Genomic DNA, 21,460 nt, shown 5'->3' with positions numbered 1-21,460 from the left:
TCCGGAAAGCAGCGCGGAAACGGAATGGGTGAAAAGGCCGACATCTTAAAACAAGAACGGCGGCCATAGGCCGCCGTTTGAGGGTTTCGCTCGCCGTCAGGCGGTGGCGACTTCCTCCTGCTCCGCTTCCTGGCCCTTGGGCAGGGAGGAGAGCAGGGCCATGATCAGCGCCGCGAGGTAAGGCAGCGACTGCACCAGCAGCATGGCCACCCAGAACTTCACGTCCGCGCTGGGCAGGCCCTGGACGATGGCGATGCCGATGGCCGCGCCCCATAGCAGAAGCATCACGAAGACCTCTTCGCGGGCCTCGGCCAGGGCCATCATCAGGCCATGGTTGCTGCGCATCTTCGGCGTGCGGAAGAACGGAATGCTCTTGGTGAAGAAACCATAGAGCACCGCCTTGGCGATGGTGTGCGAGAGCGCGAGCCCTGCCACCGCGGCGCAGAAGGCGTCCTTCAGGTTGACCCCCACCGCACGCTGGTAGAGGAACACGATCTTGCCCACCTTGAAGAAGAACAGCGCCAGCGGCGGGATGGCGAAGATCAGCAGCGGCGGGTCGACCCGCTGCGGCACGATGATCATCGCCGCCGACCAGAGCAGGGCACCGATGGTGAAGAAGATATTCAGGCCATCGGCGACCCAGGGCAGCCAGCCGGCGATGAAGTGGTAGCGCTGGCCCTGCTTGAGCTTGGAATCCTTGCCCAGGAACAGGCTGCGGGCGTGACCCTTCATGATCTGGATGGCGCCGTAGGCCCAGCGGAAGCGCTGCTTCTTGTAGTCGATGAAGGTGTCAGGCATCAGCCCGCGACCAAAGCTCTCGTGCGCGTAAGCTGCTGCATAGCCGCTCTTGAACACGCGCAGACCCAGCTCGGCGTCTTCGCAGATGGTCCAGTCGGCCCACTTCAGCTCGTCCATCACGCTACGACGGATCATGGTCATGGTGCCGTGCTGGATGATGGCGTTGCGGTCGTTACGGGTGACCATGCCGATGTGGAAGAAGCCCTTGTACTCGGCGTAGCAGAGCTTCTTGAAGGTGTTCTCGTTGCCGTCGCGGTAATCCTGGGGCGACTGCACCACGGCGATTTCCGGGTCGGCGAAGTGCGGAACCATGTACTTCAACCAGTTGCGGTCGACGCAGTAGTCGGAGTCGATCACCGCCACCACTTCGGCATCCGCAGCGGTGTAGGGCAGGATGTAGTTCAGCGCGCCGCCCTTGAAGCCTTCCAGCGGGGCAACGTGGAAGAACTTGAAGCGCGGACCCAGCTGTTCGCAGTAGTCACGCACCGGTTCCCAGACGGCCGGGTCCTTGGTGTTGTTGTCGATGATCAGGACTTCGTAGTCCGGATAATCGAGGTTGGCCAGGGCGTCGAGGGTCTGTTTGACCATCTCCGGCGGCTCGTTGTAGCAGGGTACATGCACCGATACCTTCGGCCGGTACGCGCTGTCGGCCAGAACTGGCAGGAACGGACGGCGGCGCTTGCGCACCCAGACCGCCTCGGCCAGTTCGTGGGCTTCGGTCAGCAGCACGATGAACACGCCCAGGGCGCCGACGCCCAGCAGCATGCCCACGGTCAGGCTGAACCAGGTGCTGTACTGCTGGCTGTAGTCGTAGGCGATCCACACCAGGGCCGAGCCGCCGGCGAAGGCGACGAAGGTCAGGAAGGTGCGGCCACGCTGGCGCAGGGCGCTGCCGTCGATGAGCATCAGCGCCAGGGCGAGCAGGGCCATGACCACCGAGGCCACCGCCAGGATGCGCCATTGCGGAATGGCGATCACTGGACCTTCGAAGGCGAACTTGGGCTGGCGCTCGAGGTTGTAGACGCCCCAATAGGCGCCCACCGAACCCTCGTCGCTGGCCTTCCACGGCTGGTCGAAGGCTTCGATCACGAAATAGTTGTAGCCCTTGGCGTTGAGGGCATTGACCAGGGTGCGCAGGTAGATGGCCTGGTCCGCCTGGGAAGCGTCGGCGCCGCCGCGCATGCGGCCGTTGCTCGGCCAGCCCACTTCGGAGAGCAGCAGGGGCTTCTTCGGGAAGGCCTTCTTCAGATCCTTGGCGCGCTCCAGGACGAACTCGGTGGAGTCCTCCATGGGTACGAATTCCCAGTAGGGCAGCACGTGGGCGGCGATCAGGTCGACGTGCTTGGCCAGTTCCGGGTATTTGATCCAGATGTGCCACTGCTCGGAGGTGGTCACGGGCACCTTGACCGCAGCGCGGACCCGGTCCAGATAGCCCATCAGTTCCTTGCGGCTGATTTCTCGGCGGAACAGTGCTTCGTTGCCCACCACCACGCGCACCACGCTGCGGGAGGCGTTGGCGATCTCGATGGCCTTGGCGATCTCGCGCTCGTTGCGCTCTTCGTCCGGGCTGATCCAGATGCCCAGGGTCACCCGCAGGCCGAACTCTTCGGCCAGGCGCGGGATGTCGGCCAGGGTTCCGTCTACCGAGTAGGTCCGGATGCTGTCGGTCTGCTTGCTCAGCAGCTCGAGGTCCTGGCGGATCTGGTCGTCCGTCGGATAGCGGTTCTGCTGGGGGTTCTGGTCCGCGCGGAACGGCGAGAAGGAATAACCGGAGATCTGTTCCGGCCAGTCCGGCGCGGTGACCGGGCGGTTGTAAAGCGCCCAGATGCCGGTGAACAACGCGGCGACTGCCACGAAGACCACCAGGTTGAGTCCAAATTTACGCGATGGCATAGAGGTCAAGGGTTCCGAAGCATGGAACTAGGGTAGGGCCAGCGGCATGCTGGTCGGCGCGAATCCTACCCCGGCGCCCAACAGCTGTATAGATTGCAACCAGTCGGGGAGGCTGGATAGCCGTCCCCGCCAGATGGTTTGTTTGTCGGAGACGGCAGAAGTTCTGCTGATGTGGCAAAAAGCCGCTTCGGATTGCTCCGCGTCAGCCTCAGAGCGCCCTCAACAGGATGCGTTCGCTCACTCCCAGGTCCATGTCGCGGTGCTCGCTCAATGCGGTCATGCCGTGGCGTTCCAGCTGGGCCAGCACCTGGGGTATCACATCGGCGTCAAGGCCGTGTTCGGACAGACGGGTGGGCACGCCCATGCGCTTGAAGAAGTCGCGGGTGGCCTTGATGGCGGCGTCGATCCGCTGCTCCTCGTCCCCGTCCTTCAGGCCCCAGACGCGCGCGGCGTACTGCAGCAGCTTCTCGCGTTTGACCTGGCGGCGCTCGGCCAGCAGCGCCGGCAACACCACGGCCAGGGTCTGGGCATGGTCGATGTGGTAGAGGGCGGTCAGTTCGTGGCCGATCATGTGGGTCGACCAGTCCTGGGGCACGCCGCAGCCGAGCAGGCCGTTCAGCGCCTGGGTGGCGCACCACATGAGATTGGCACGCACCGTGTAATTCTCGGGATCGGCCAGTGCCTTCGGGCCTTCTTCTATAAGGGTCAGCAGCAGCCCCTCGGCATAGCGGTCCTGCAACGGCGCATCGGCCGGGTAGGTCAGGTACTGCTCGATGGTGTGGACGAAGGCGTCCACCACACCGTTGCCGATCTGCCTTGGCGGCAGGCTGAAGGTCGTGCGCGGGTCGAGGATGGCGAAGCGCGGGTAGAGCAGGGCGCTGGAGAAGGGCAGCTTCTCCTGGCGGGCGACATGGGTGACGACTCCGTGGGGATTGCTCTCGGAGCCGGTGGCGGCCAGGGTCAGCACGCAGCCCAGCGGCAGGGCGGCGGTGATGCGCGTGCCGCTGAGCAGGTCCAGCGGGTCGCCGTCGTAACAGGCGGCTGCGGCGATGAACTTGCTGCCATCGATCACCGAACCGCCGCCGACGGCGAGGATGAAGTCGCATCGCTCGGTCTTGGCGAGCTGGGACGCCTTGACCAGGGTGTCGAACTGCGGATTGGCCTCGATGCCGCCGAAGCGCGCCAGTTGATGGCCAGCCAGGGCCTCTTCCACCTGCTGCCAGACGCCGTTCTGGAAGATGCTGCCGCCACCGTGGGTCACCAGTACCCGGCTGCCGGCCGGAATATCCCGTGCCAGCTTGCTGATCTGGCCCTCGCCGAAATGGATGCGGGTGGGGTTGTAGAAGGTGAAGTTGCGCATGAGCGGCTCCCTTGTCGTTATCGGACGACTATAGCCCTGGCGGACCGTGCCCGAATCTATGGGCCACCATTCAGCGGCGATGGACTTGGGCCGAGGGATAGCGCTTCCTATAATGCGCGCCCGCCCGAAGGTTGGCGATGGGAGTGATTGGCATGAGTACAGACGAACGTTTCGGCGGCATCGCCCGGCTTTACGGCCTGGACGGACTGGCGCGATTGCAGGCGGCCCATGTGGCGGTGGTCGGCATCGGTGGCGTCGGGTCCTGGGCGGCCGAGGCGCTGGCGCGCTCTGGCGTGGGCGAGATTTCCCTGTTTGACCTGGACGATGTCTGCATCACCAATACCAACCGCCAGGTGCATGCCATCGAAGGCGCCGTGGGCAAGGCCAAGGTGGAGGTGATGGCCGAGCGCCTCCGTGCCATCAACCCGGCCTGCGTGGTCCACGCCGTGGCCGACTTCGTTACCCGCGAGACCATGGCTGAGTACATCACCCCCGAGCTGGATGCCGTGATCGATTGCATCGACAGCGTGGCGGCCAAGGCGGCGCTGATCGCCTGGTGCAAGCGGCGCAAGATCCAGATCGTCACCACCGGCGGTGCCGGCGGCCAGGTGGATCCGGCGCAGATCCAGGTGGCCGACCTGAACAAGACCTTCAACGACCCGCTGGCGGCCAAGGTGCGTTCGACGCTGCGCCGCGACTACAACTTCTCCCGCACCCCGGGGCGCACCTACAGCGTGCCCTGCGTGTTTTCCACCGAGCAGCTGCGCTACCCCAAGCCCGATGGCTCGGTGTGCCAGCAGAAGAGCTTCGTCGGCGAAGGGGTCAAGCTGGACTGCGCCGGTGGTTTCGGCGCGGTGATGATGGTTACCGCCACCTTCGGCATGGTGGCTGCGGCGCGGATTGTGGACAAGTTGGTGGCCGGGGCGCGGCGGCCGTCGGAGCGGGTGTCCGCCTAGGGCCGCATGCTCTTGTAGGGTGGGTCACGCTTCATCGACCCACCAGCGGTGGTGGGCCCGGCTCCGCAGGTGGATGTGAAAAGCGACATCCACCCTACGTCTGGGGCGAGATCGCAGGTTGGGCCGGGCGACGTTCCGCTGAGGGACGAAGCCCAACGCCCGATGCAGACCTAACCAATGAATTCGCCCCAGGATCAATCACCCGCCATCTCGCGCATTTTCTTCAGTACGGCATTCAGGCCATTGCTGCGTGACGGCGACAACTGCCGTCCCAGGCCCAGTTGATTGAACCAGTCGGCCAGGTCGATTCCGGCGAGTTCTTCGCCATTCAGCCCGTTGACCCGCGCCAGCAGCACGGCCAGCAGGCCGCGGATCAGCCGGGCGTCGCTGGCGGCGCGGAAATGCCAGTGTTCGCCCTGGCGTGTGCCCAGCAGCCAGACCTGGCTTTCGCAGCCGTGAACCCGATTGGCCTCGCTGCGTTCTGCGTCGTCCAGGGCTTCGAGTCTTTCACCCCACTGCATCAGCAGGCGCGCGCGTTGTTCCCAGCCACCGGCGGCGGTGAAGGCGTCCAGGGCGTCCTGCGCCTTGCTCGGCAGACTCATCGCAAGAGCTCCAGGGCCTTGTCCAGGGCGCCGAAGAAGCGTTGCAGATCGTCGCCGTCGTTATACAGGCCCAGGGAGACGCGGATGGCGCCCTGCAGGCCGAGCGTCTGCATCAGCGGCATGGCGCAGTGATGACCGGCGCGCACGGCGATGCCCTGCTCGGTGAGCAGGTGGGCGAGGTCCGCGTTATGCACACCCTCGACCGTGAAGCTGGCCAGGGCCAGTTCGGGTTCGCCGAGCAGGCGCACGCCATCCCTCGCGGTCAGCCCGGCCAGCAATTTGACGTGGAGCGCGGCCTCGTGGCCGGCCACGGCGGCGGCGTCCAGGCTGGCGAGGTAATCCAGCGCCGCGCCCAGGCCGATCACCGAGGCGATGGCCGGGGTGCCGGCCTCGAAGCCGAGCGGCGCGCCATGGAAGTCGGCCGTCTGGTAGGCGGCGGTATGCACCATCTCGCCGCCGAACTGCCAGTGCTTAAGAAGCGCCAACGCCTGGCTGCGGCCGTAGAGCACGCCGATGCCGTCCGGGCCATAGAGCTTGTGACTGGAGAAGGTGTAGAAGTCGCAGCCCATGGCCTGCACGTCATGGCGGCCGTGGACGGCGCCCTGGGCGCCGTCCACCACCGTCAGCGCGCCTTGGGCGCGGGCCAGGGGCAGCAGATCGGTGAGCGGCTGCCAGCGGCCGAGGACGTTGGACAGCTGACTCAGCGCCATGAGGCGGGTGCGTGGGCCGATCAGCCGGCGCGCCTGTTCCAGGTCGATCAGGCCGCGGTCGTCCAGCGGCAGCACCACCAGCTTGAGCTGCTTGCGCAGGGCCAGTTGTTGCCAGGGCAGCAGGTTGGCGTGGTGTTCCAGGGCGCTGATGACGATTTCGTCACCGGCCTGGAACAGGTGTTCCAGGCCATAGGCCAGCAGGTTGATGGCTTCGGTTGTGCCGCGGGTGAAGAGGATTTCCGCCGGGCTGGCGGCATTCAGCCAGTGCGCCGCCTGGGTGCGGGTGCCTTCGAAGGCGCGGGTGGCGCGCTCGCCGGGCAGGTGCTGGGCACGATGGACGTTGGCCGCGCCGCTGGCGTAGTAGCCGAGCAGGGCGTCCAGCACGGCCTGGGGCTTCTGCGAGGTGGCAGCGCTGTCGAGGTAGGTCTGCCCCTCCGCCGCGAGGGCGGAGAGGGCAGGGAAATCGGAGCGCCAGGGAGATACAAGAGCCATAAGCCTCAAGCCTCAAGCCTCAAGCCCCAAGCTGCAAGTTTCAAGCGGCTTCTCTTGCAGCTTGAGGCTTGCAGCTTGCGGCTGCTCCTATCAGTTGTGCGCGTGCAGGGCTTCATTCAGCTCGATCGCGGTCTTGTTGGTCTTGCACTCCACTGCGCCGTTCTGCGAATTGCGGCGGAACAGCAGATCCGGCTGGCCGGCCAGGTCGCGGGCCTTGACCACTTTCACCAACTGGTTCTTGTCGTCCAGCAGGGCCACCTTGGTGCCCGCGGTGATGTAGAGGCCGGCTTCGACGATGTTGCGGTCGCCCAGCGGGATGCCGATGCCGGCGTTGGCGCCGATCAGGCAGCCTTCACCCACGGAGATGACGATGTTGCCGCCGCCGGACAGGGTGCCCATGGTGGAGCAGCCGCCGCCCAGGTCCGAGCCCTTGCGGACGAAGACGCCGGCGGAAACACGGCCTTCGATCATGCCCGGGCCTTCGGTGCCGCCGTTGAAGTTGATGAAGCCTTCGTGCATCACGGTGGTGCCTTCACCCACATAGGCGCCCAGGCGCACGCGGGCGGTATCGGCGATACGTACGCCGGCCGGTACCACGTAGTCGGTCATCTTCGGGAACTTGTCCACGGAGAAGACTTCCAGCAGCTCGCCCTTCAGGCGGGCTTCCAGCTGGCGCTCGGCCAGTTCGGCCAGGTCGATGGCGCCCTGGCTGGTCCAGGCCACGTTCGGCAGCAGCGGGAAAATGCCGGTGAGGTTCAGGCCGTGGGGCTTGGCCAGGCGGTGGGACAACAGGTGCAGCTTGAGGTACGCCTCGGGGGTGGAGGTCAGGGCGGCGTCTTCGGCCAGCAGGGTGACCACCAGGGGCTTGTGGCTCTCGGCCAGGCGGGTCAGCAGGGCGGCCTGGGCGGCATCGATGTCCTTCAGGGCGACGGCCAGTTGGGCGGCCTGGGCATTGCTGATGGCGACGGCCTGGTTGCCGGCGCTGTAGCCGACCACCGGGGCGACGGCAGCCACCAGTTGCTCGGAGGGCTTGAGCAGGGGTTGGGCGTAGAAGACTTCCAGCCAGTTGCCCTGGCGGTTCTGGGTACCGACGCCGAAGGCGATGCTGAAGAGAGCGTTGGACATGGGGATTCCTCTTTCTGAAGGGGGTTGATCAGGTGGGGCGGCGGCTGAGCAGCAGGCCCAGCCCTGCGCTGCCCAGCAGGGCGGCACAGCCACGGTTGAACAGGCGCCGGGCGCGAGGGCCGGCGAGCAGACGGCCGAGGTGCAGGCCGGCCAGGGCGTAAAGCAGGATGGCCAGCCATTCCAGGACCAGGAAGGCGATACCGAGGGCCAGGAACTGCTGGCCTACCGCCTGCTGCGGGTTGACGAACTGTGGCAGGAAGGCGGTGAAGATCAGGATCGCCTTGGGATTGCCGGCGGCCACCCAGAATTCCTGGCGCGACAGCTTCCACAGCGATAGCCGTACACCTTCACCTTGTTCGGCGAAAGCGCTGCTCGGCGCGCGCCAGAGCTGGAAGGCCAGCCAGAACAGGTAGCCGGCGCCCAGCAACTTGATGGCCAGGAACAGCGTGGCCGAAGCCTGCAGGACCAGGGCCAGCCCGGAGGCGGCCAGCGCGATCATCCCGGCGAAGGCCAGCAGCCGGCCGGCGCCGGCCAGGCAGGCGTTGCGCACACCCTGGCGCGCCGCGTTATGCAGCGAGAGCAGGTTGTTCGGCCCCGGCGCCATGTTCAGCGCGAAGCAGGCCGGGATGAAGAGCGCCCAGGCGATGTCCATGGTTACTTGAACGCCGCGGCGTAGAGGTCCGGCTTGAAGCCGACCAGGGTGCGGCCGCCGAGGTCCAGCACGGGTCGCTTGATCATCGAGGGCTGGGCCAGCATCAGGGCGATGGCCTTGTCCTGGTCCAGGTCGGCTTTTTGTGCGTCGTCCAGTTTGCGGAAGGTGGTGCCGGCGCGGTTCAGGACGGTTTCCCAGCCGTGCTCGGCGCACCATTTCTCCAGGCTGGCGCGGTCGATGGCCGAGGCCTTGTAGTCATGGAAGCTGTAGGCCACGCCCTGCTCCTCGAGCCAGGTACGAGCCTTCTTCATGGTGTCACAGGCCTTGATGCCGTAGAGGGTGATGCTCATCGTCGCTTTTCCTTTGAGACTCACAGGCCCTTGATGAAGTCGCGGATACGCTCGCCGGCCTCGACGCACTCGGCCAGCGGGGCCACCAGGGCCATGCGCACGCGGCCGGCGCCGGGATTGAAGCCGTCGACGGCGCGCGACAGGTAGGAGCCCGGCACCACGGTGACGTGCTCGCGGGCGAACAGCTCACGGGTGAAGGTCTCGTCATCTACCGGGGTCTTCGGCCAGAGGTAGAAACCGCCGTCAGGGCGTTGTACGTCCAGCACCGGGCCGAGGATATCCAGAAGGGCGTCGAACTTCTCGCGGTACAGGGCGCGGTTCGCGCGCACGTGCACCTCGTCGTTCCAGGCGGCGACGCTGGCCAGCTGGGTCTGCACCGGCATGGCGCAGCCGTGGTAGGTGCGGTACAGCAGGAACGACTTGAGGATGCTGGCATCGCCGGCGACGAAGCCGGAGCGCAGGCCCGGCAGGTTGGAGCGCTTGGACAGGCTGTGGAAGACCACGCAGCGCTTGAAATCGGAGCGGCCCAGTTCGGCGCAGGCGGTGAGCAGGCCGGCCGGCGGGTTCTGCTCGTCGAAGTACAGCTCGCTGTAGCACTCGTCGGCGGCGATCACGAAGTCGTGCTCGTCGGCCAGGGCAATCAGCTTCTTCAGGGTCTCCAGCGGGATCAGCGCGCCGGTGGGGTTGCCCGGGGAGCAGAGGAAGAGGACCTGGCAACGCTGCCAGACGTCGGCCGGCACGGCGTCGAAGTCGGGATTGAAGCCGTTCTCCGCCAGGCACGGCAGGTAGTGGGGCTGGGCGCCGGCCAGCAGGGCCGCGCCTTCGTAGATCTGATAGAAGGGGTTCGGGCTGACCACCAGCCCGTTGTCGGCACGGTTGACCACTGCCTGGGTGAAGGCGAACAGCGCCTCGCGGGTGCCATTCACCGGCAGCACATGGCGGGCGGCGTCGAGCCAGCCGGCCGGCACCTTGAAGCGGCGCTCGCACCACTGCGCGATGGCTTCGCGCAGGGCCGGGATGCCCAGGGTGGTGGGGTAGACCGCCAGTTGGTCGAGACTGGCCGACAGGGCCTCGGCGACGAAGGCCGGAGAGCGGTGCTTGGGCTCGCCGATGGACAGGGCGATGGCTTTCTTGTCCGCGGGCGGCTGGGCGCCAGCCAGCAGGGCGCGGAGCTTCTCGAAGGGGTAGGGCTGCAGGTGGTTCAGGGCTTCGTTCATGGCTGTAGGGCGTCAACAGGGAGGTCGTGGGTGGAACGGTGCAATCCGGCCTGCGGCCTTACTGCACCCTACGGGTTCAGATGCGTATCCGTGTCGGGTCCGGGCTTTGTCCGTTGGCCTGGGACAGCTGGGAGACGATGGCCTCCTGCAGGCGCTGGCAGAACTCGGGGTCGGAAAGCGGCTGGTTGTTGGCGTCGGTGACGAAGAACACGTCTTCCACGCGCTCGCCCAGGGTGGCGATCTTGGCATTCTGCAGCGACAGGTCGAACTCCAGGAAGATGCGCCCGATGCGCGCCAGCAGGCCGGGGCGGTCAGGGGCGATCAGCTCGAGGATGGTCACCGGGCGCTGGGCATCGTTGGAGATGGTCACCTGCGGCGGGAAGGCGAAGTGCTTGAGTTGGCGCGGGACGCGGCGCTGGATGATGGCCGGGTACTCGTCCGGGTTCTTCAGGGCGTCGATCAGGCCTTCGCGGATCTCGCGGATGCGCGCGGGGTTCTCGCCGATCCGCCCGCCGTCGGCATCGAGCACGATGTAGGTGTCGAGGGTGAACTGGCTGGTGGAAGTGATGATCCGCGCATCGTGGATGTTCAGGTTGAGCTGGGACATCGCGGCCACGGTCACGGCGAAGAAATCGTGCTGGTCCGGCGCGTAGATGAAGATCTGGGTGGCGCCTTCGAACTCGCGCTGGGCGGTTTCCTTGATCAGCACCAGGGGGTCGTTGCCGGCCGGGTGCTGGAGGATGGCTTCGGTGTGCCAGGCCACGTCGCTGGCGGTGTGGCGCAGGAAGTAGTCGTCGCCCAGCTGCGACCAGAGCTGCTCGGCCTCGTCCTGGTCGATGCCGTTGCGCACCAGGATATCGATGGCGGCGGACTGGGTCTGGCGAATCTGTTCCTCGCGGTCCAGCGGGTTTTCCAGGCCCCGGCGCAGGGCGCGCTTGGTCTCGGTGTAGAGCTGGCGTAGCAGGCTGGCGCGCCAGGAGTTCCACAGGCTCGGGTTGGTGGCGTTGATGTCGGCCACGGTGAGCACGTAGAGGTAGTCCAGCCGGGTCTGGTCGCCCACCAGGCGGGCGAAGTCATAGATCACCTGCGGGTCCGAGAGGTCCTTGCGCTGGGCAGTGGTGGACATCACCAAGTGGTGCTGCACCAGCCAGGCCACCAGGCGCGAGTCCCACACCGGCAGTTGGTGACGGGCGCAGAAGACCTCGGCATCCACCGCGCCCAGCTCGGAGTGGTCGCCACCGCGGCCCTTGCCAATGTCGTGATAGAGGCCGGCGATGTAGATCAACTCAGGCTTGGGCAGCTTGTCGATGAGCTTGCTGGCCAGGGGGAATTTCTCCGCCAGTTCCGGCCATTTCAGCTTGCGCAGGTGCTTGATCAGGTTGAGGGTGTGGGCGTCCACCGTATAGATGTGGAACAGGTCGTGCTGCATCTGCCCGATGATCTGGCCGAACTCCGGCAGGTAGAGGCCGAGGATGCCGTAGCGGTTCATCCGCCGCAGGTTGCGATGGATGCCCTGGCTCGACTTGAACAGCTCGATGAACAGGCTGGTATTGCGAATGTCCTTGCGGAAATCGTCGTCGATCAGATGGCGGCTGTCGCGCAGCAGGCGGATGGTGTCGGCGCGCACGCCCTTGATCTCCGGGTGCTGGGCCATCAGCACGAAGATTTCCAGCATGGCGAAGGGGGTGCGCTTGAAGACGTTCGGGTGGGTCACCTCGATATAGCCGTCGCGCAGCTGGAAGCGGCTGTTCAGCGGCTGCGCCTGGCCGGTTTCGCCGGCGCGCAGGATGACTTCCTCGAAATGCTGGTTGATCAGGTCGCTGAGCTCGGAAACGCCCATCACCACCCGGTAATACTTCTGCATGAAGCGCTCGATGCCGAGCTTGCCGTCGCCGTCCTCGAAGCCGAGGAGGGCGGCGATCTTGCGCTGGTGGTCGAACAGCAGGCGGTCTTCGGCGCGGCCGGCGAGCATGTGCAGGGCGTAGCGCACCTTCCAGAGGAACTCCTGGCTGGAGGCCAGCATGCTGCACTCGCTTTCCACCAGGAAACCCTGCTGCACCAGGCCGTGCAGATTGAGGCTGCCGAACTGGCGGCGGGCGACCCAGAGAACGGTCTGGATATCGCGCAGGCCGCCGGGGGAACCCTTCACATTGGGTTCCAGGTTGTACTCGGTGTCGTTGTACTTGGCGTGGCGAGCCTTCTGCTCCTGGCGCTTGGCGAGGAAGAACTGCTTGCTCGGCCACATCAGCTCGGGGCTGGTGACCTCCAGCATGCGCTGGCGCAGGTGCTCGGGGCCGGCGATGGTGCGGCTTTCCATCAGGTTGGTGATCACCGTCAGGTCGGCGCGGGCCTCCTCGGCGCATTCTGCCACCGAGCGAACGCTCTGGCCGACTTCCAGCCCGATGTCCCAGAGCAGGGTGAGGAAGCCTTCTATGGGCTCGCGGAAGACTTCGTGATCGGCGCTGTCCAACAGGATCAGCAGGTCGATATCGGAGTAGGGGTGCAGTTCGCCCCGCCCGTAGCCGCCCACCGCCAACAGGGCGATGTCGGCGTCCTCGCTCCAGCCGAAGCGCTCCCAGGCCGCCCGCAGGACCTGGTCGACGAACCAGGCGCGGTCTTCTACCAGGCGACGGATGTCGCGGCCGTTGGCGAAACGGTTGTCGAGCACGTCGCGGGCCCGGCGAATGGCTTTCTTGAAGGCAGCGATGGGGCTGGACTTCAAGGCCAGTTCCGCCTGGAACTGCCCGCGGTCGAACAACTCGGGATCCACCTGCGGCATGGGGCGCCTTTCCTTATATGGGTCTGTGATCAGGACGAGGTGCGCGGCAGGGTGTCGTCGCTGCGCAGGGTGAAGATCTCGTAGCCGTCGGCCGTCACCAGCACCGTGTGTTCCCACTGGGCGGAGAGCTTGCGGTCCTTGGTGATGGCGGTCCAGCCGTCGCCGAGCAGGCGGGTTTCCGGGCGGCCCTGGTTGATCATCGGCTCGATGGTGAAGGTCATGCCTTCCTTGAGCTCCATGCCAGTGCCGGCACGGCCGTAGTGCAGGACCTGCGGCTCTTCGTGGAACACGGCGCCGATGCCGTGGCCGCAGTATTCGCGGACCACCGAATAGCCCAGCTTCTCGGCGTGCTTCTGGATCACTTCGCCGATGTCGCCCAGGCGCGCACCCGGGCGTACCAGCTGGATGCCCTTGTACATGCATTCCTGGGTCACGCGGCAGAGCTTGTCGGCCCATTCCGGGATCTTGCCCACGGCGAACATCTTGCTGGTGTCGCCGTGGTAGCCGTCCTTGATCACGGTCACGTCGATGTTGAGGATGTCGCCATCCTTCAGCGGCTTCTCGTTGGGAATGCCGTGGCACACCACGTGGTTGATCGAGGTGCAGATGGACTTGGGGAAGCCCTTGTAGTTGAGTGGCGCGGGAATGGCCTGCTGCACGTTGACGATGTAGTCGTGGCAGATGCGGTCCAGTTCCTCCGTGGTCACGCCGGGTTTGACATGCTCGCCGATCATCTCCAGCACTTCGGCGGCCAGGCGGCCGGCAACGCGCATTTTCTCGATTTCTGCGGGCGTCTTGATGGTGACGGTCATATAGGGTCTCGGGCGCAAACGGAAAAGGCCTGATATTAACAGCTTCAAGCCGCAAGCCATAAGCGGCAAGCAGGGGCGGGCCTGTTTCCGGGAGCGTCGTTGCAGTAGCTTGGGTTTCCTTTTTGTGCTATAAAACGCGCCGCTTTCCGGACCTGTGTCCGTAAAGCCCAAACCCACACACGTATCGACACGATATCCTGGGTGCCCGCAAGGGTTGGATATTGGGATGCGTGGAGGCCTAACCCGACTTATCGAGGAATAGAAATGTCCCAAGTCAACATGCGCGATATGCTGAAGGCCGGTGTGCACTTCGGCCACCAGACCCGTTACTGGAACCCGAAAATGGGCAAGTACATTTTCGGCGCGCGTAACAAGATCCACATCATCAACCTGGAAAAGACCCTGCCGATGTTCAACGAGGCCCTGTCCTTCGTTGAGAAACTGGCTGCAGGCAAGAACAAGGTCCTGTTCGTAGGCACCAAGCGTTCCGCTGGCAAGATCGTTCGCGAAGAAGCTGCTCGTTGCGGCTCCCCGTACGTCGATCACCGCTGGCTGGGCGGCATGCTGACCAACTACAAGACCATCCGTCAGTCCATCAAGCGCCTGCGCGAGCTGGAAACCCAGTCCCAGGACGGCACTTTCGCCAAGCTGACCAAGAAAGAAGCCCTGATGCGCTCCCGCGACCTCGAGAAGCTCGAGCGCAGCCTGGGCGGCATCAAGGACATGGGCGGCCTGCCGGACGCTCTGTTCGTGATCGACGTTGACCACGAGCGCATCGCCATCAGCGAAGCCAACAAGCTGGGCATCCCGGTCATCGGCGTTGTCGATACCAACAGCAGCCCTGAAGGCGTTGACTACGTCATCCCGGGTAACGACGACGCCATCCGCGCCGTTCAGCTGTACCTGGCCAGCGTTGCTGATGCTGTAATCCGCGGCCGTCAGAATGCCGTTGGTGGCCCTGACGAGTTCGTCGAAGAAGCTGCTTCCGAGGCCGCAGAAGGCTGAGTTACAGCCATCTAGCGTTACCCGGTGCGCAAGAAGGGGGCTAGGCCCCCTTTTTGCCACCTTCGAATTGTGAATGCCCGGATCACCGGGCTGAATGGTTGAAAACCTATTCAAGAGGATTGCGACATGGCAGAGATTACTGCAGCCCTGGTTAAAGAACTGCGCGAGCGTACCGGCCTCGGCATGATGGATTGCAAGAAGGCCCTGACCGCCGCCGACGGCGACATCGAGAAGGCCATCGACGACATGCGTGCCGCTGGTGCCATCAAGGCTGCCAAGAAGGCCGGCAACATCGCCGCCGAAGGTGCCGTCGCTGTCAAGGTTGCCGACGACAACAAGGTTGCCGTCATTATCGAAGTCAACTCCCAGACCGACTTCCTGGCCCTGCAGGACGACTTCAAGGGCTTCGTCGCCGCTTCCCTGGAACAGGCTTTCAACGAAAAGCTGACCGACGCCGCTCCGCTGGTCGAATCCCGCGAAGAAGCCCGCCTGGCGCTGGTTGCCAAGACTGGCGAGAACGTCAACATCCGCCGTCTGACCCGCGTTGAAGGTGACGTGGTCGGCGCTTACCTGCACGGCCACCGTATCGGCGTCGTGGTGAACCTGAAGGGCGGTAACCCGGAACTGGCCAAGGACATCGCCATGCACGTGGCTGCCAGCAACCCGCAGTTCCTGAACGCTTCCCAGGTTTCCGAAGAAGCCATCGCCAAGGAAAAGGAAATCTTCCTGGCCCTGAACGCCGACAAGATCGCCGGCAAGCCGGAAAACATCGTCGAGAACATGGTCAAGGGCCGTATCGCCAAGTTCCTCGCCGAAGCCAGCCTGGTCGAGCAGTCCTTCGTCAAGGATCCGGAAGTCAAGGTCGGTGACCTGGCCAAGAAAGCCGGCGCCGAAATCGTTTCCTTCGTTCGTTACGAAGTAGGCGAAGGCATCGAGAAGGCCGAAGTGGACTTCGCTGCCGAAGTAGCTGCCCAAGTCGCTGCTACCAAGCAGTAAGACGGCCTCGGCTGTCGCCCCGTAAGAGGCTGCCCGCTCACGCGCGCGGCCTCTTCGTCAAACTGGGGAACCGATTCGGGGCGGTTTCCGCGGCAGGCCCGGCAGCCGGGCACCAACTGCCGTTTGCGCAGTCTCAGGACTGGCCAGTACATCGGGCTGCAAGGCCCACGAATTCGAATAGCGCCGCAGGAGAGATACGCAATGGCTCAGCAGGTGAGTGGCCGCCAACCTCGCTACAAACGCATTCTGCTCAAACTCAGCGGTGAGGCCCTGATGGGCTCCGAGGAGTTCGGCATCGATCCGAAAGTCCTCGATCGCATGGCGCTGGAGATCGGCCAACTGGTCGGTATCGGCGTCCAGGTCGGCCTGGTGATCGGTGGTGGCAACCTGTTCCGCGGCGCGGCACTGAGCGCCGCCGGCATGGATCGGGTGACCGGCGACCACATGGGTATGCTTGCCACCGTGATGAACGCCCTGGCCATGCGCGACGCGCTGGAGCGCTCCAACATCCCCGCCATCGTGATGTCGGCCATTTCCATGGTCGGCGTGACCGACCACTACGACCGCCGCAAGGCCATGCGCCACCTGAGCTCGGGTGAAGTGGTGATCTTCTCCGCCGGTACCGGCAATCCCTTCTTCACCACCGACTCGGCCGCCTGCCTGCGCGCCATCGAAGTGGATGCGGATGTGGTACTGAAAGCCACCAAGGTCGACGGCGTGTACACTGCCGACCCGTTCAAGGATCCAAACGCCGAGAAGTTCGAGCACCTGACCTATGACGAGGTGCTGGATCGCAAGCTTGGGGTCATGGACCTCACGGCCATTTGTCTGTGCCGTGACCAGAAGATGCCGTTGCGGGTCTTCAATATGAATAAACCGGGTGCCTTGCTGAACATTGTGGTCGGCGGCGCCGAAGGGACTCTGATCGAGGAGGGTGAACAGTGATCAACGAGATCAAGCAAGAAGCGCAGGAGCGCATGAAGAAAACCCTGGAATCGCTGGATCATGCTTTCGCCAAGATCCGCACCGGGCGTGCGCACCCGAGCATCCTGGACAGCGTGATGGTGTCCTACTACGGCGCCGACACTCCGCTGCGCCAGGTCGCCAACGTCATCGCCGAGGACTCCCGTACCCTGGCCCTGACCGTGTTCGACAAGAGCATGATCCAGGCTGTGGAAAAGGCCATCATGACCTCCGACCTGGGCCTGAACCCGGCCACCGCCGGCACCACCATCCGCGTGCCGATGCCCGCCCTGACCGAGGAAACCCGCAAGGGCTTCACCAAGCAGGCGCGTGCCGAGGCCGAAAACGCCCGTGTCGCCGTGCGCAACATCCGCCGCGACGCCCTGGCCCAGTTGAAGGACTTGGTCAAAGAGAAGGAAATCAGCGAAGACGAGGAGCGTCGTGCCGCTGATGACGTCCAGAAGCTGACCGACAAGTTCGTGGGTGAAGTCGACAAGGCTCTGGAAACCAAAGAAAAAGACCTGATGGCGGTCTGACCTCAGGTAACGTCATGGAAAAGTCCCAGCAAGGCGTCAACCCTGCGGTGCCACGGCATGTGGCGATCATCATGGACGGTAACAACCGTTGGGCGAAGAAGCGCCTGCTGCCTGGCGTCGCCGGCCACAAGGCCGGCGTGGACGCGGTCAGAGCGGTGATAGAGGTGTGCGCCGACGCCGGTGTCGAGGTGCTCACCCTGTTCGCCTTCTCCAGCGAGAACTGGCAGCGCCCGGCCGACGAGGTCAGTGCGTTGATGGAGCTCTTCCTGGCGGCGCTGCGTCGCGAGGTCCGGCGTCTGCACCAGAACGACATCCGCCTGCGCATCATCGGTGACCGTTCCCGCTTCCATCCGGAATTGCAGGCCGCGATGCGCGAGGCCGAGCAACTGACCGTCGGCCACAAGAAGTTCATTCTCCAGGTCGCCGCCAACTACGGTGGCCAGTGGGACATCACTCAGGCCGCCCAGCGCCTGGCACGCGAGGTGCAGGCCGGTCACCTGCAGGCCGACGACATCACGCCGCAGTTGCTGCAGGGCTGCCTGGTCACCGGTGACCTGCCGTTGCCCGACCTGTGCATCCGTACCGGTGGCGACCACCGCATCAGCAACTTCCTCCTGTGGCAGCTGGCCTATGCCGAGCTGTACTTCTCCGATCTCTTCTGGCCTGACTTCAAGCATGAAGCCATGCGCAAGGCGCTGGCCGACTTTGCCAAGCGCCAGCGCCGCTTCGGCAAGACCAGTGATCAGCTAGAAGCCGAGGCCCGAGCCAAATGCTGAAACAACGCGTCATCACCGCACTGGTGTTGCTGCCCATCGCTCTCGCGGGCTTTTTCCTGCTGGACGGCGGCGCCTTCGCCCTGTTCATCGGTGCCGTGGTGAGCCTTGGTGGCTGGGAGTGGGCCCGTTTGGCGGGCCTTTCCGGGCAGCCGAGCCGCATCGCCTACGGGCTGCTGGTGGCGGCGCTGATCTACGGGCTCTACCTCGTGCCCACGCTGGCGCCTCTGGTGCTGGTGCTTGGGGTGCTCTGGTGGGGGGCTGCGACGGTCCTGGTGCTCGGTTACCCCGAGACCAGTCGCTATTGGGGGGGCACGCCCAGCAAGCTGGTCATCGGCCTCCTCATCCTGCTGCCGGCATGGCAGGGCCTGGTGCTGTTCAAGCAATGGCCGCTGGCCAACTGGCTGATCCTCGCGGTGATGGTGCTGGTCTGGGCGGCCGATATCGGTGCCTATTTCTCGGGCAAGGCTTTCGGCAAGCGCAAGCTGGCGCCGCAAGTCAGTCCCGGCAAGAGTTGGGAAGGTCTGGTGGGCGGCCTGCTGGCGAGCCTGCTGATCACCCTGGGCGTCGGGCTGTACCGGGGCTGGGTGGGCAGTGAGCTGTTCCTGGCACTGGCGGGCGCGGCCTTGGTGGTGCTGGTCTCGGTGGTGGGTGACCTGACCGAGAGCATGTTCAAGCGCCAGTCCGGTATCAAGGACAGCAGCAACCTGCTGCCTGGTCATGGCGGTGTGCTCGACCGTATCGATAGCCTGACCGCGGCGATCCCGCTGTTCGCGGCGCTGCTCTGGGCTGCCGGCTGGGGTGCCCTGTGAGCCAGCCACAACAAATTACCGTGCTGGGGGCCACCGGTTCCATCGGCCTCAGTACCCTGGATGTAGTTGCCCGTCACCCCGATCGCTACAAGGCGTTCGCCCTCAGCGGCTTCAGTCGCCTGGCTGAGCTGGAGGCGTTGTGCCTGCGTCATCGCCCGGAATTCGCCGTGGTGCCCGATGCCGAGTCCGCGCGCCTTCTGCAGGGCGGGCTGCTTTCCGCTGGCCTGCAGACCCGCGTGCTGGTGGGTGAGCAGGGCTTGTGCGAGGTCGCTGCGCATCCCCAGGTGGATGCGGTGATGGCGGCCATCGTCGGCGCAGCCGGCCTCAAGCCGACTCTGGCGGCGGTGGAGGCCGGCAAGCGCGTGTTGCTGGCCAACAAGGAGGCGCTGGTGATGTCCGGCGCCCTGTTCATGCAGGCGGTGCGCAAGAGCGGCGCCGTGCTGCTGCCCATCGACAGCGAACACAACGCGATCTTCCAGTGCCTGCCCCAGGATTACGCTCGGGGTCTGGCTCCTGTAGGTGTGCGCCGCATTCTGCTGACCGCCTCTGGCGGTCCCTTCCGTGAGATGCCGCTGGAGCGGCTGGCGGATGTTTCGCCGGAGCAGGCTTGCGCCCATCCCAACTGGTCCATGGGGCGCAAGATTTCCGTGGACTCGGCGAGCATGATGAACAAGGGATTGGAGCTGATTGAGGCTTGCTGGCTGTTCGATGCGCAGCCCGCCCAGGTGGAAGTGGTGATTCATCCGCAAAGCGTGATTCATTCCCTGGTGGATTACGTGGATGGATCGGTGCTGGCGCAGCTCGGCAATCCCGACATGCGTACGCCCATCGCACATGCACTGGCCTGGCCGGAGCGGATCGACTCCGGTGTATCGCCTCTGGACCTCTTTGCCGTGGCGCGCCTGGATTTCCAGGCTCCCGACGAGGAGCGCTTTCCCTGTCTGCGCCTGGCGCGCCTGGCAGCGGAGGAGGGGGGTAGTGCGCCGGCCATGCTCAACGCTGCCAACGAGGTGGCGGTGGCGGCCTTCCTGGACAGGCGCATCCGCTTTACCGAGATCGCGAGTATCATCGATGAAGTGCTGAACCGCGAGGCCGCCGCGGCGGTCGAATCCCTGGACGCTGTCCTGCATGCCGATGCCCGTGCCCGGGCGGCGGCGCAGCAGTGGCTGGTCCGTCAGGGGCGATAGCTCAGGAGGAAACCGATGAGCGCGCTTTACATGATTGTCGGCACCCTGGTGGCGCTCGGGGTGCTGGTGACCTTCCACGAGTTCGGCCACTTCTGGGTGGCTCGTCGTTGTGGGGTCAAGGTCCTGCGCTTCTCCGTGGGCTTCGGTACGCCGCTGCTGCGTTGGCATGATCGCCATGGCACCGAGTTCGTCGTGGCCGCCATTCCCCTTGGCGGCTACGTGAGGATGCTCGACGAGCGCGAGGCCGAGGTCCCGGCAGAGCTGCTCGGGCAATCCTTCAACCGCAAGCCGGTTGGCCAGCGCGTCGCCATAGTGGCCGCCGGGCCGATCGCCAACTTTCTTCTGGCCCTGTTCTTCTTCTGGGTACTGGCCATGCTGGGCAGCCAGCAGGTACGGCCGGTCATCGGCAGTGTCGCGCCGGACAGCATCGCCGCTCACGCGGGCCTGGAGTCCGGGCAGGAGATCGTTTCGGTCGATGGCGAGGCGGTCAACGGCTGGTCCCAGGTCAACCTGCAACTGGTGCGTCGCCTCGGTGAGAGCGGCACGCTGCTGGTCGGGGTGCGCGATCAGGGGGGCAGTACCGAGCAGCCTCGTGAACTGCACCTGAACGCCTGGCTGAAGGGCGCCGAAGAGCCTGATCCCATTGGCGCTCTCGGCATCACGCCGTGGCGCCCGGCCATTGCACCGATAATCGCCGAGCTGGACCCGAAGGGACCGGCCCAGGCGGCTGGCCTGAAGGTCGGCGACCGCCTGCAGGCGCTCGACGGCCAGGCCCTGGACGACTGGCAGCAGTTGGTGGAGCGGGTACGCAAGCTCCCGGCCGAACGCATCACCCTCAGCGTCGTGTCCGAGGGCCAGGTGCGTGAGGTCTCCCTGACCCTGGCCGCTCGCGGCGAAGGCGAAGCCCGCAGTGGCTACCTCGGAGCGGGGGTCAAGGCCGCCGAATGGCCGGCGGAAATGCTGCGGGAAGTCAGCTTCGGTCCCGTCGCAGCGGTGGGTGAGGCAGTTGCCCGGACATGGTCCATGAGCCTGCTAACTCTGGATTCCCTAAAGAAAATGGTGCTCGGTGAGCTCTCGGTAAAAAACTTGAGCGGGCCGATAACCATTGCTAAAGTGGCGGGCGCTTCGGCCCAGTCCGGGGTGGGGGATTTCCTTAACTTCCTCGCCTATTTGAGCATAAGCCTGGGGGTTCTCAATCTGTTGCCAATCCCTGTCCTGGATGGGGGGCACCTGCTGTTCTACCTGATCGAATTGGCGCGGGGTCGCCCATTGTCGGATCGGGTACAGGCTTGGGGGGTGCAGATCGGTATCAGTCTGGTCGTGGGGGTCATGTTGCTCGCCCTGGTAAACGATCTGAGCCGTCTGTAACGAGTCACTGAATGCCGAGTCTGCCGCCTTGCGCGGCAGATTCTTTATTACCGGTTGGAATAAAAAAGGACTTC

The 21,460-nt window shown here is 65.0% G+C and carries 19 protein-coding genes; 9 read left to right on the top strand and 10 right to left on the bottom strand.

Annotated elements, in window-relative coordinates:
• Positions 1 to 96: 96 nt before the first annotated feature.
• Positions 97 to 2,691, bottom strand: coding sequence for a glycosyltransferase (locus ACFW0H_RS02805; protein WP_422912376.1), 2,595 nt, complete (start codon positions 2,689 to 2,691; stop codon positions 97 to 99).
• A gap of 208 nt (positions 2,692 to 2,899) precedes the next feature.
• Positions 2,900 to 4,051, bottom strand: a complete 1,152-nt coding sequence (locus ACFW0H_RS02800) for an iron-containing alcohol dehydrogenase (RefSeq protein ID WP_422912375.1) — start codon at positions 4,049 to 4,051, stop codon at positions 2,900 to 2,902.
• 152 nt (positions 4,052 to 4,203) lie between these two features.
• On the opposite strand from ACFW0H_RS02800, the gene tcdA reads away from it, so the two are divergent.
• Positions 4,204 to 5,007, top strand: coding sequence for a tRNA cyclic N6-threonylcarbamoyladenosine(37) synthase TcdA (gene tcdA, locus ACFW0H_RS02795; RefSeq protein WP_422912374.1), 804 nt, complete (start codon positions 4,204 to 4,206; stop codon positions 5,005 to 5,007).
• 194 nt (positions 5,008 to 5,201) lie between these two features.
• Here tcdA and ACFW0H_RS02790 read toward each other — a convergent pair whose 3' ends face one another.
• The 8 genes from ACFW0H_RS02790 to map form a co-directional block, all read right to left on the bottom strand.
• Positions 5,202 to 5,609 (bottom strand): SufE family protein, encoded by a 408-nt coding sequence (locus ACFW0H_RS02790; protein ID WP_422912373.1) that lies wholly within the window; start codon positions 5,607 to 5,609, stop codon positions 5,202 to 5,204.
• Positions 5,606 to 6,811: an aminotransferase class V-fold PLP-dependent enzyme gene (locus tag ACFW0H_RS02785; protein ID WP_422912372.1), complete on the bottom strand. Its 1,206-nt coding sequence runs from the start codon at positions 6,809 to 6,811 to the stop codon at positions 5,606 to 5,608. The genes ACFW0H_RS02790 and ACFW0H_RS02785 overlap by 4 nt, the downstream gene beginning before the upstream one ends.
• Positions 6,812 to 6,901: 90 nt before the next feature.
• The gene (gene dapD, locus ACFW0H_RS02780) at positions 6,902 to 7,936 is read right to left on the bottom strand and encodes a 2,3,4,5-tetrahydropyridine-2,6-dicarboxylate N-succinyltransferase (RefSeq protein ID WP_422912371.1); all 1,035 of its coding nucleotides are present in this window, start codon (positions 7,934 to 7,936) and stop codon (positions 6,902 to 6,904) included.
• A gap of 28 nt (positions 7,937 to 7,964) precedes the next feature.
• Positions 7,965 to 8,588, bottom strand: coding sequence for a LysE family translocator (locus ACFW0H_RS02775; RefSeq protein ID WP_422912370.1), 624 nt, complete (start codon positions 8,586 to 8,588; stop codon positions 7,965 to 7,967).
• Between the two features lie 2 nt (positions 8,589 to 8,590).
• Positions 8,591 to 8,938, bottom strand: a complete 348-nt coding sequence (locus tag ACFW0H_RS02770; RefSeq protein WP_422912369.1) for an ArsC family reductase — start codon at positions 8,936 to 8,938, stop codon at positions 8,591 to 8,593.
• A 20-nt stretch (positions 8,939 to 8,958) separates the two neighbouring features.
• On the bottom strand, positions 8,959 to 10,155 hold the full coding sequence (dapC, locus tag ACFW0H_RS02765) for a succinyldiaminopimelate transaminase (RefSeq protein ID WP_422912368.1): 1,197 nt from the start codon (positions 10,153 to 10,155) through the stop codon (positions 8,959 to 8,961).
• A gap of 76 nt (positions 10,156 to 10,231) precedes the next feature.
• Positions 10,232 to 12,934: a [protein-PII] uridylyltransferase gene (locus ACFW0H_RS02760; protein WP_422912367.1), complete on the bottom strand. Its 2,703-nt coding sequence runs from the start codon at positions 12,932 to 12,934 to the stop codon at positions 10,232 to 10,234.
• A 29-nt stretch (positions 12,935 to 12,963) separates the two neighbouring features.
• Positions 12,964 to 13,746, bottom strand: coding sequence for a type I methionyl aminopeptidase (gene map / locus ACFW0H_RS02755; protein WP_422912366.1), 783 nt, complete (start codon positions 13,744 to 13,746; stop codon positions 12,964 to 12,966).
• A 264-nt stretch (positions 13,747 to 14,010) separates the two neighbouring features.
• Here map and rpsB point away from each other — a divergent pair, with 264 nt between their 5' ends.
• From rpsB to rseP, 8 genes are all read left to right on the top strand, one after another.
• Positions 14,011 to 14,751 (top strand): 30S ribosomal protein S2, encoded by a 741-nt coding sequence (gene rpsB / locus ACFW0H_RS02750; protein ID WP_422912365.1) that lies wholly within the window; start codon positions 14,011 to 14,013, stop codon positions 14,749 to 14,751.
• 126 nt (positions 14,752 to 14,877) lie between these two features.
• Complete coding sequence (gene tsf / locus ACFW0H_RS02745; RefSeq protein WP_422912364.1) at positions 14,878 to 15,747, top strand: translation elongation factor Ts; 870 nt, start codon at positions 14,878 to 14,880, stop codon at positions 15,745 to 15,747.
• Positions 15,748 to 15,948: 201 nt separating this feature from the next.
• Positions 15,949 to 16,692 carry a UMP kinase gene (gene pyrH / locus ACFW0H_RS02740; protein ID WP_271408919.1) on the top strand — a complete coding sequence of 248 codons (744 nt, stop codon included), beginning with the start codon at positions 15,949 to 15,951 and terminating at the stop codon, positions 16,690 to 16,692.
• Complete coding sequence (frr, locus tag ACFW0H_RS02735) at positions 16,689 to 17,246, top strand: ribosome recycling factor (protein ID WP_377695411.1); 558 nt, start codon at positions 16,689 to 16,691, stop codon at positions 17,244 to 17,246. Before pyrH ends, frr begins: the two co-directional genes overlap by 4 nt.
• Before the next feature lie 14 nt (positions 17,247 to 17,260).
• Entirely contained in the window at positions 17,261 to 18,022 is a 762-nt protein-coding gene (uppS, locus tag ACFW0H_RS02730; RefSeq protein WP_422912363.1) for a polyprenyl diphosphate synthase, read from the top strand.
• The gene (locus ACFW0H_RS02725) at positions 18,016 to 18,831 is read left to right on the top strand and encodes a phosphatidate cytidylyltransferase (RefSeq protein ID WP_422912362.1); all 816 of its coding nucleotides are present in this window, start codon (positions 18,016 to 18,018) and stop codon (positions 18,829 to 18,831) included. The genes uppS and ACFW0H_RS02725 overlap by 7 nt, the downstream gene beginning before the upstream one ends.
• A complete protein-coding gene (gene ispC, locus ACFW0H_RS02720) occupies positions 18,828 to 20,018 on the top strand; it encodes a 1-deoxy-D-xylulose-5-phosphate reductoisomerase (RefSeq protein WP_422912361.1) in 1,191 nt (396 codons plus the stop codon). The genes ACFW0H_RS02725 and ispC overlap by 4 nt, the downstream gene beginning before the upstream one ends.
• Before the next feature lie 15 nt (positions 20,019 to 20,033).
• Positions 20,034 to 21,386, top strand: coding sequence for an RIP metalloprotease RseP (gene rseP, locus ACFW0H_RS02715; protein WP_422912360.1), 1,353 nt, complete (start codon positions 20,034 to 20,036; stop codon positions 21,384 to 21,386).
• Positions 21,387 to 21,460: the final 74 nt, after the last annotated feature.

The sequence above is a fragment of the Metapseudomonas cellulosilytica genome (genome assembly GCF_049334135.1).
In the GTDB taxonomy this organism is placed as follows: Bacteria; Pseudomonadota; Gammaproteobacteria; order Pseudomonadales; family Pseudomonadaceae; genus Metapseudomonas.
Note: the sequence above shows the minus strand (reverse complement) of the source record. Positions and strands in the feature narration are given on the sequence as shown.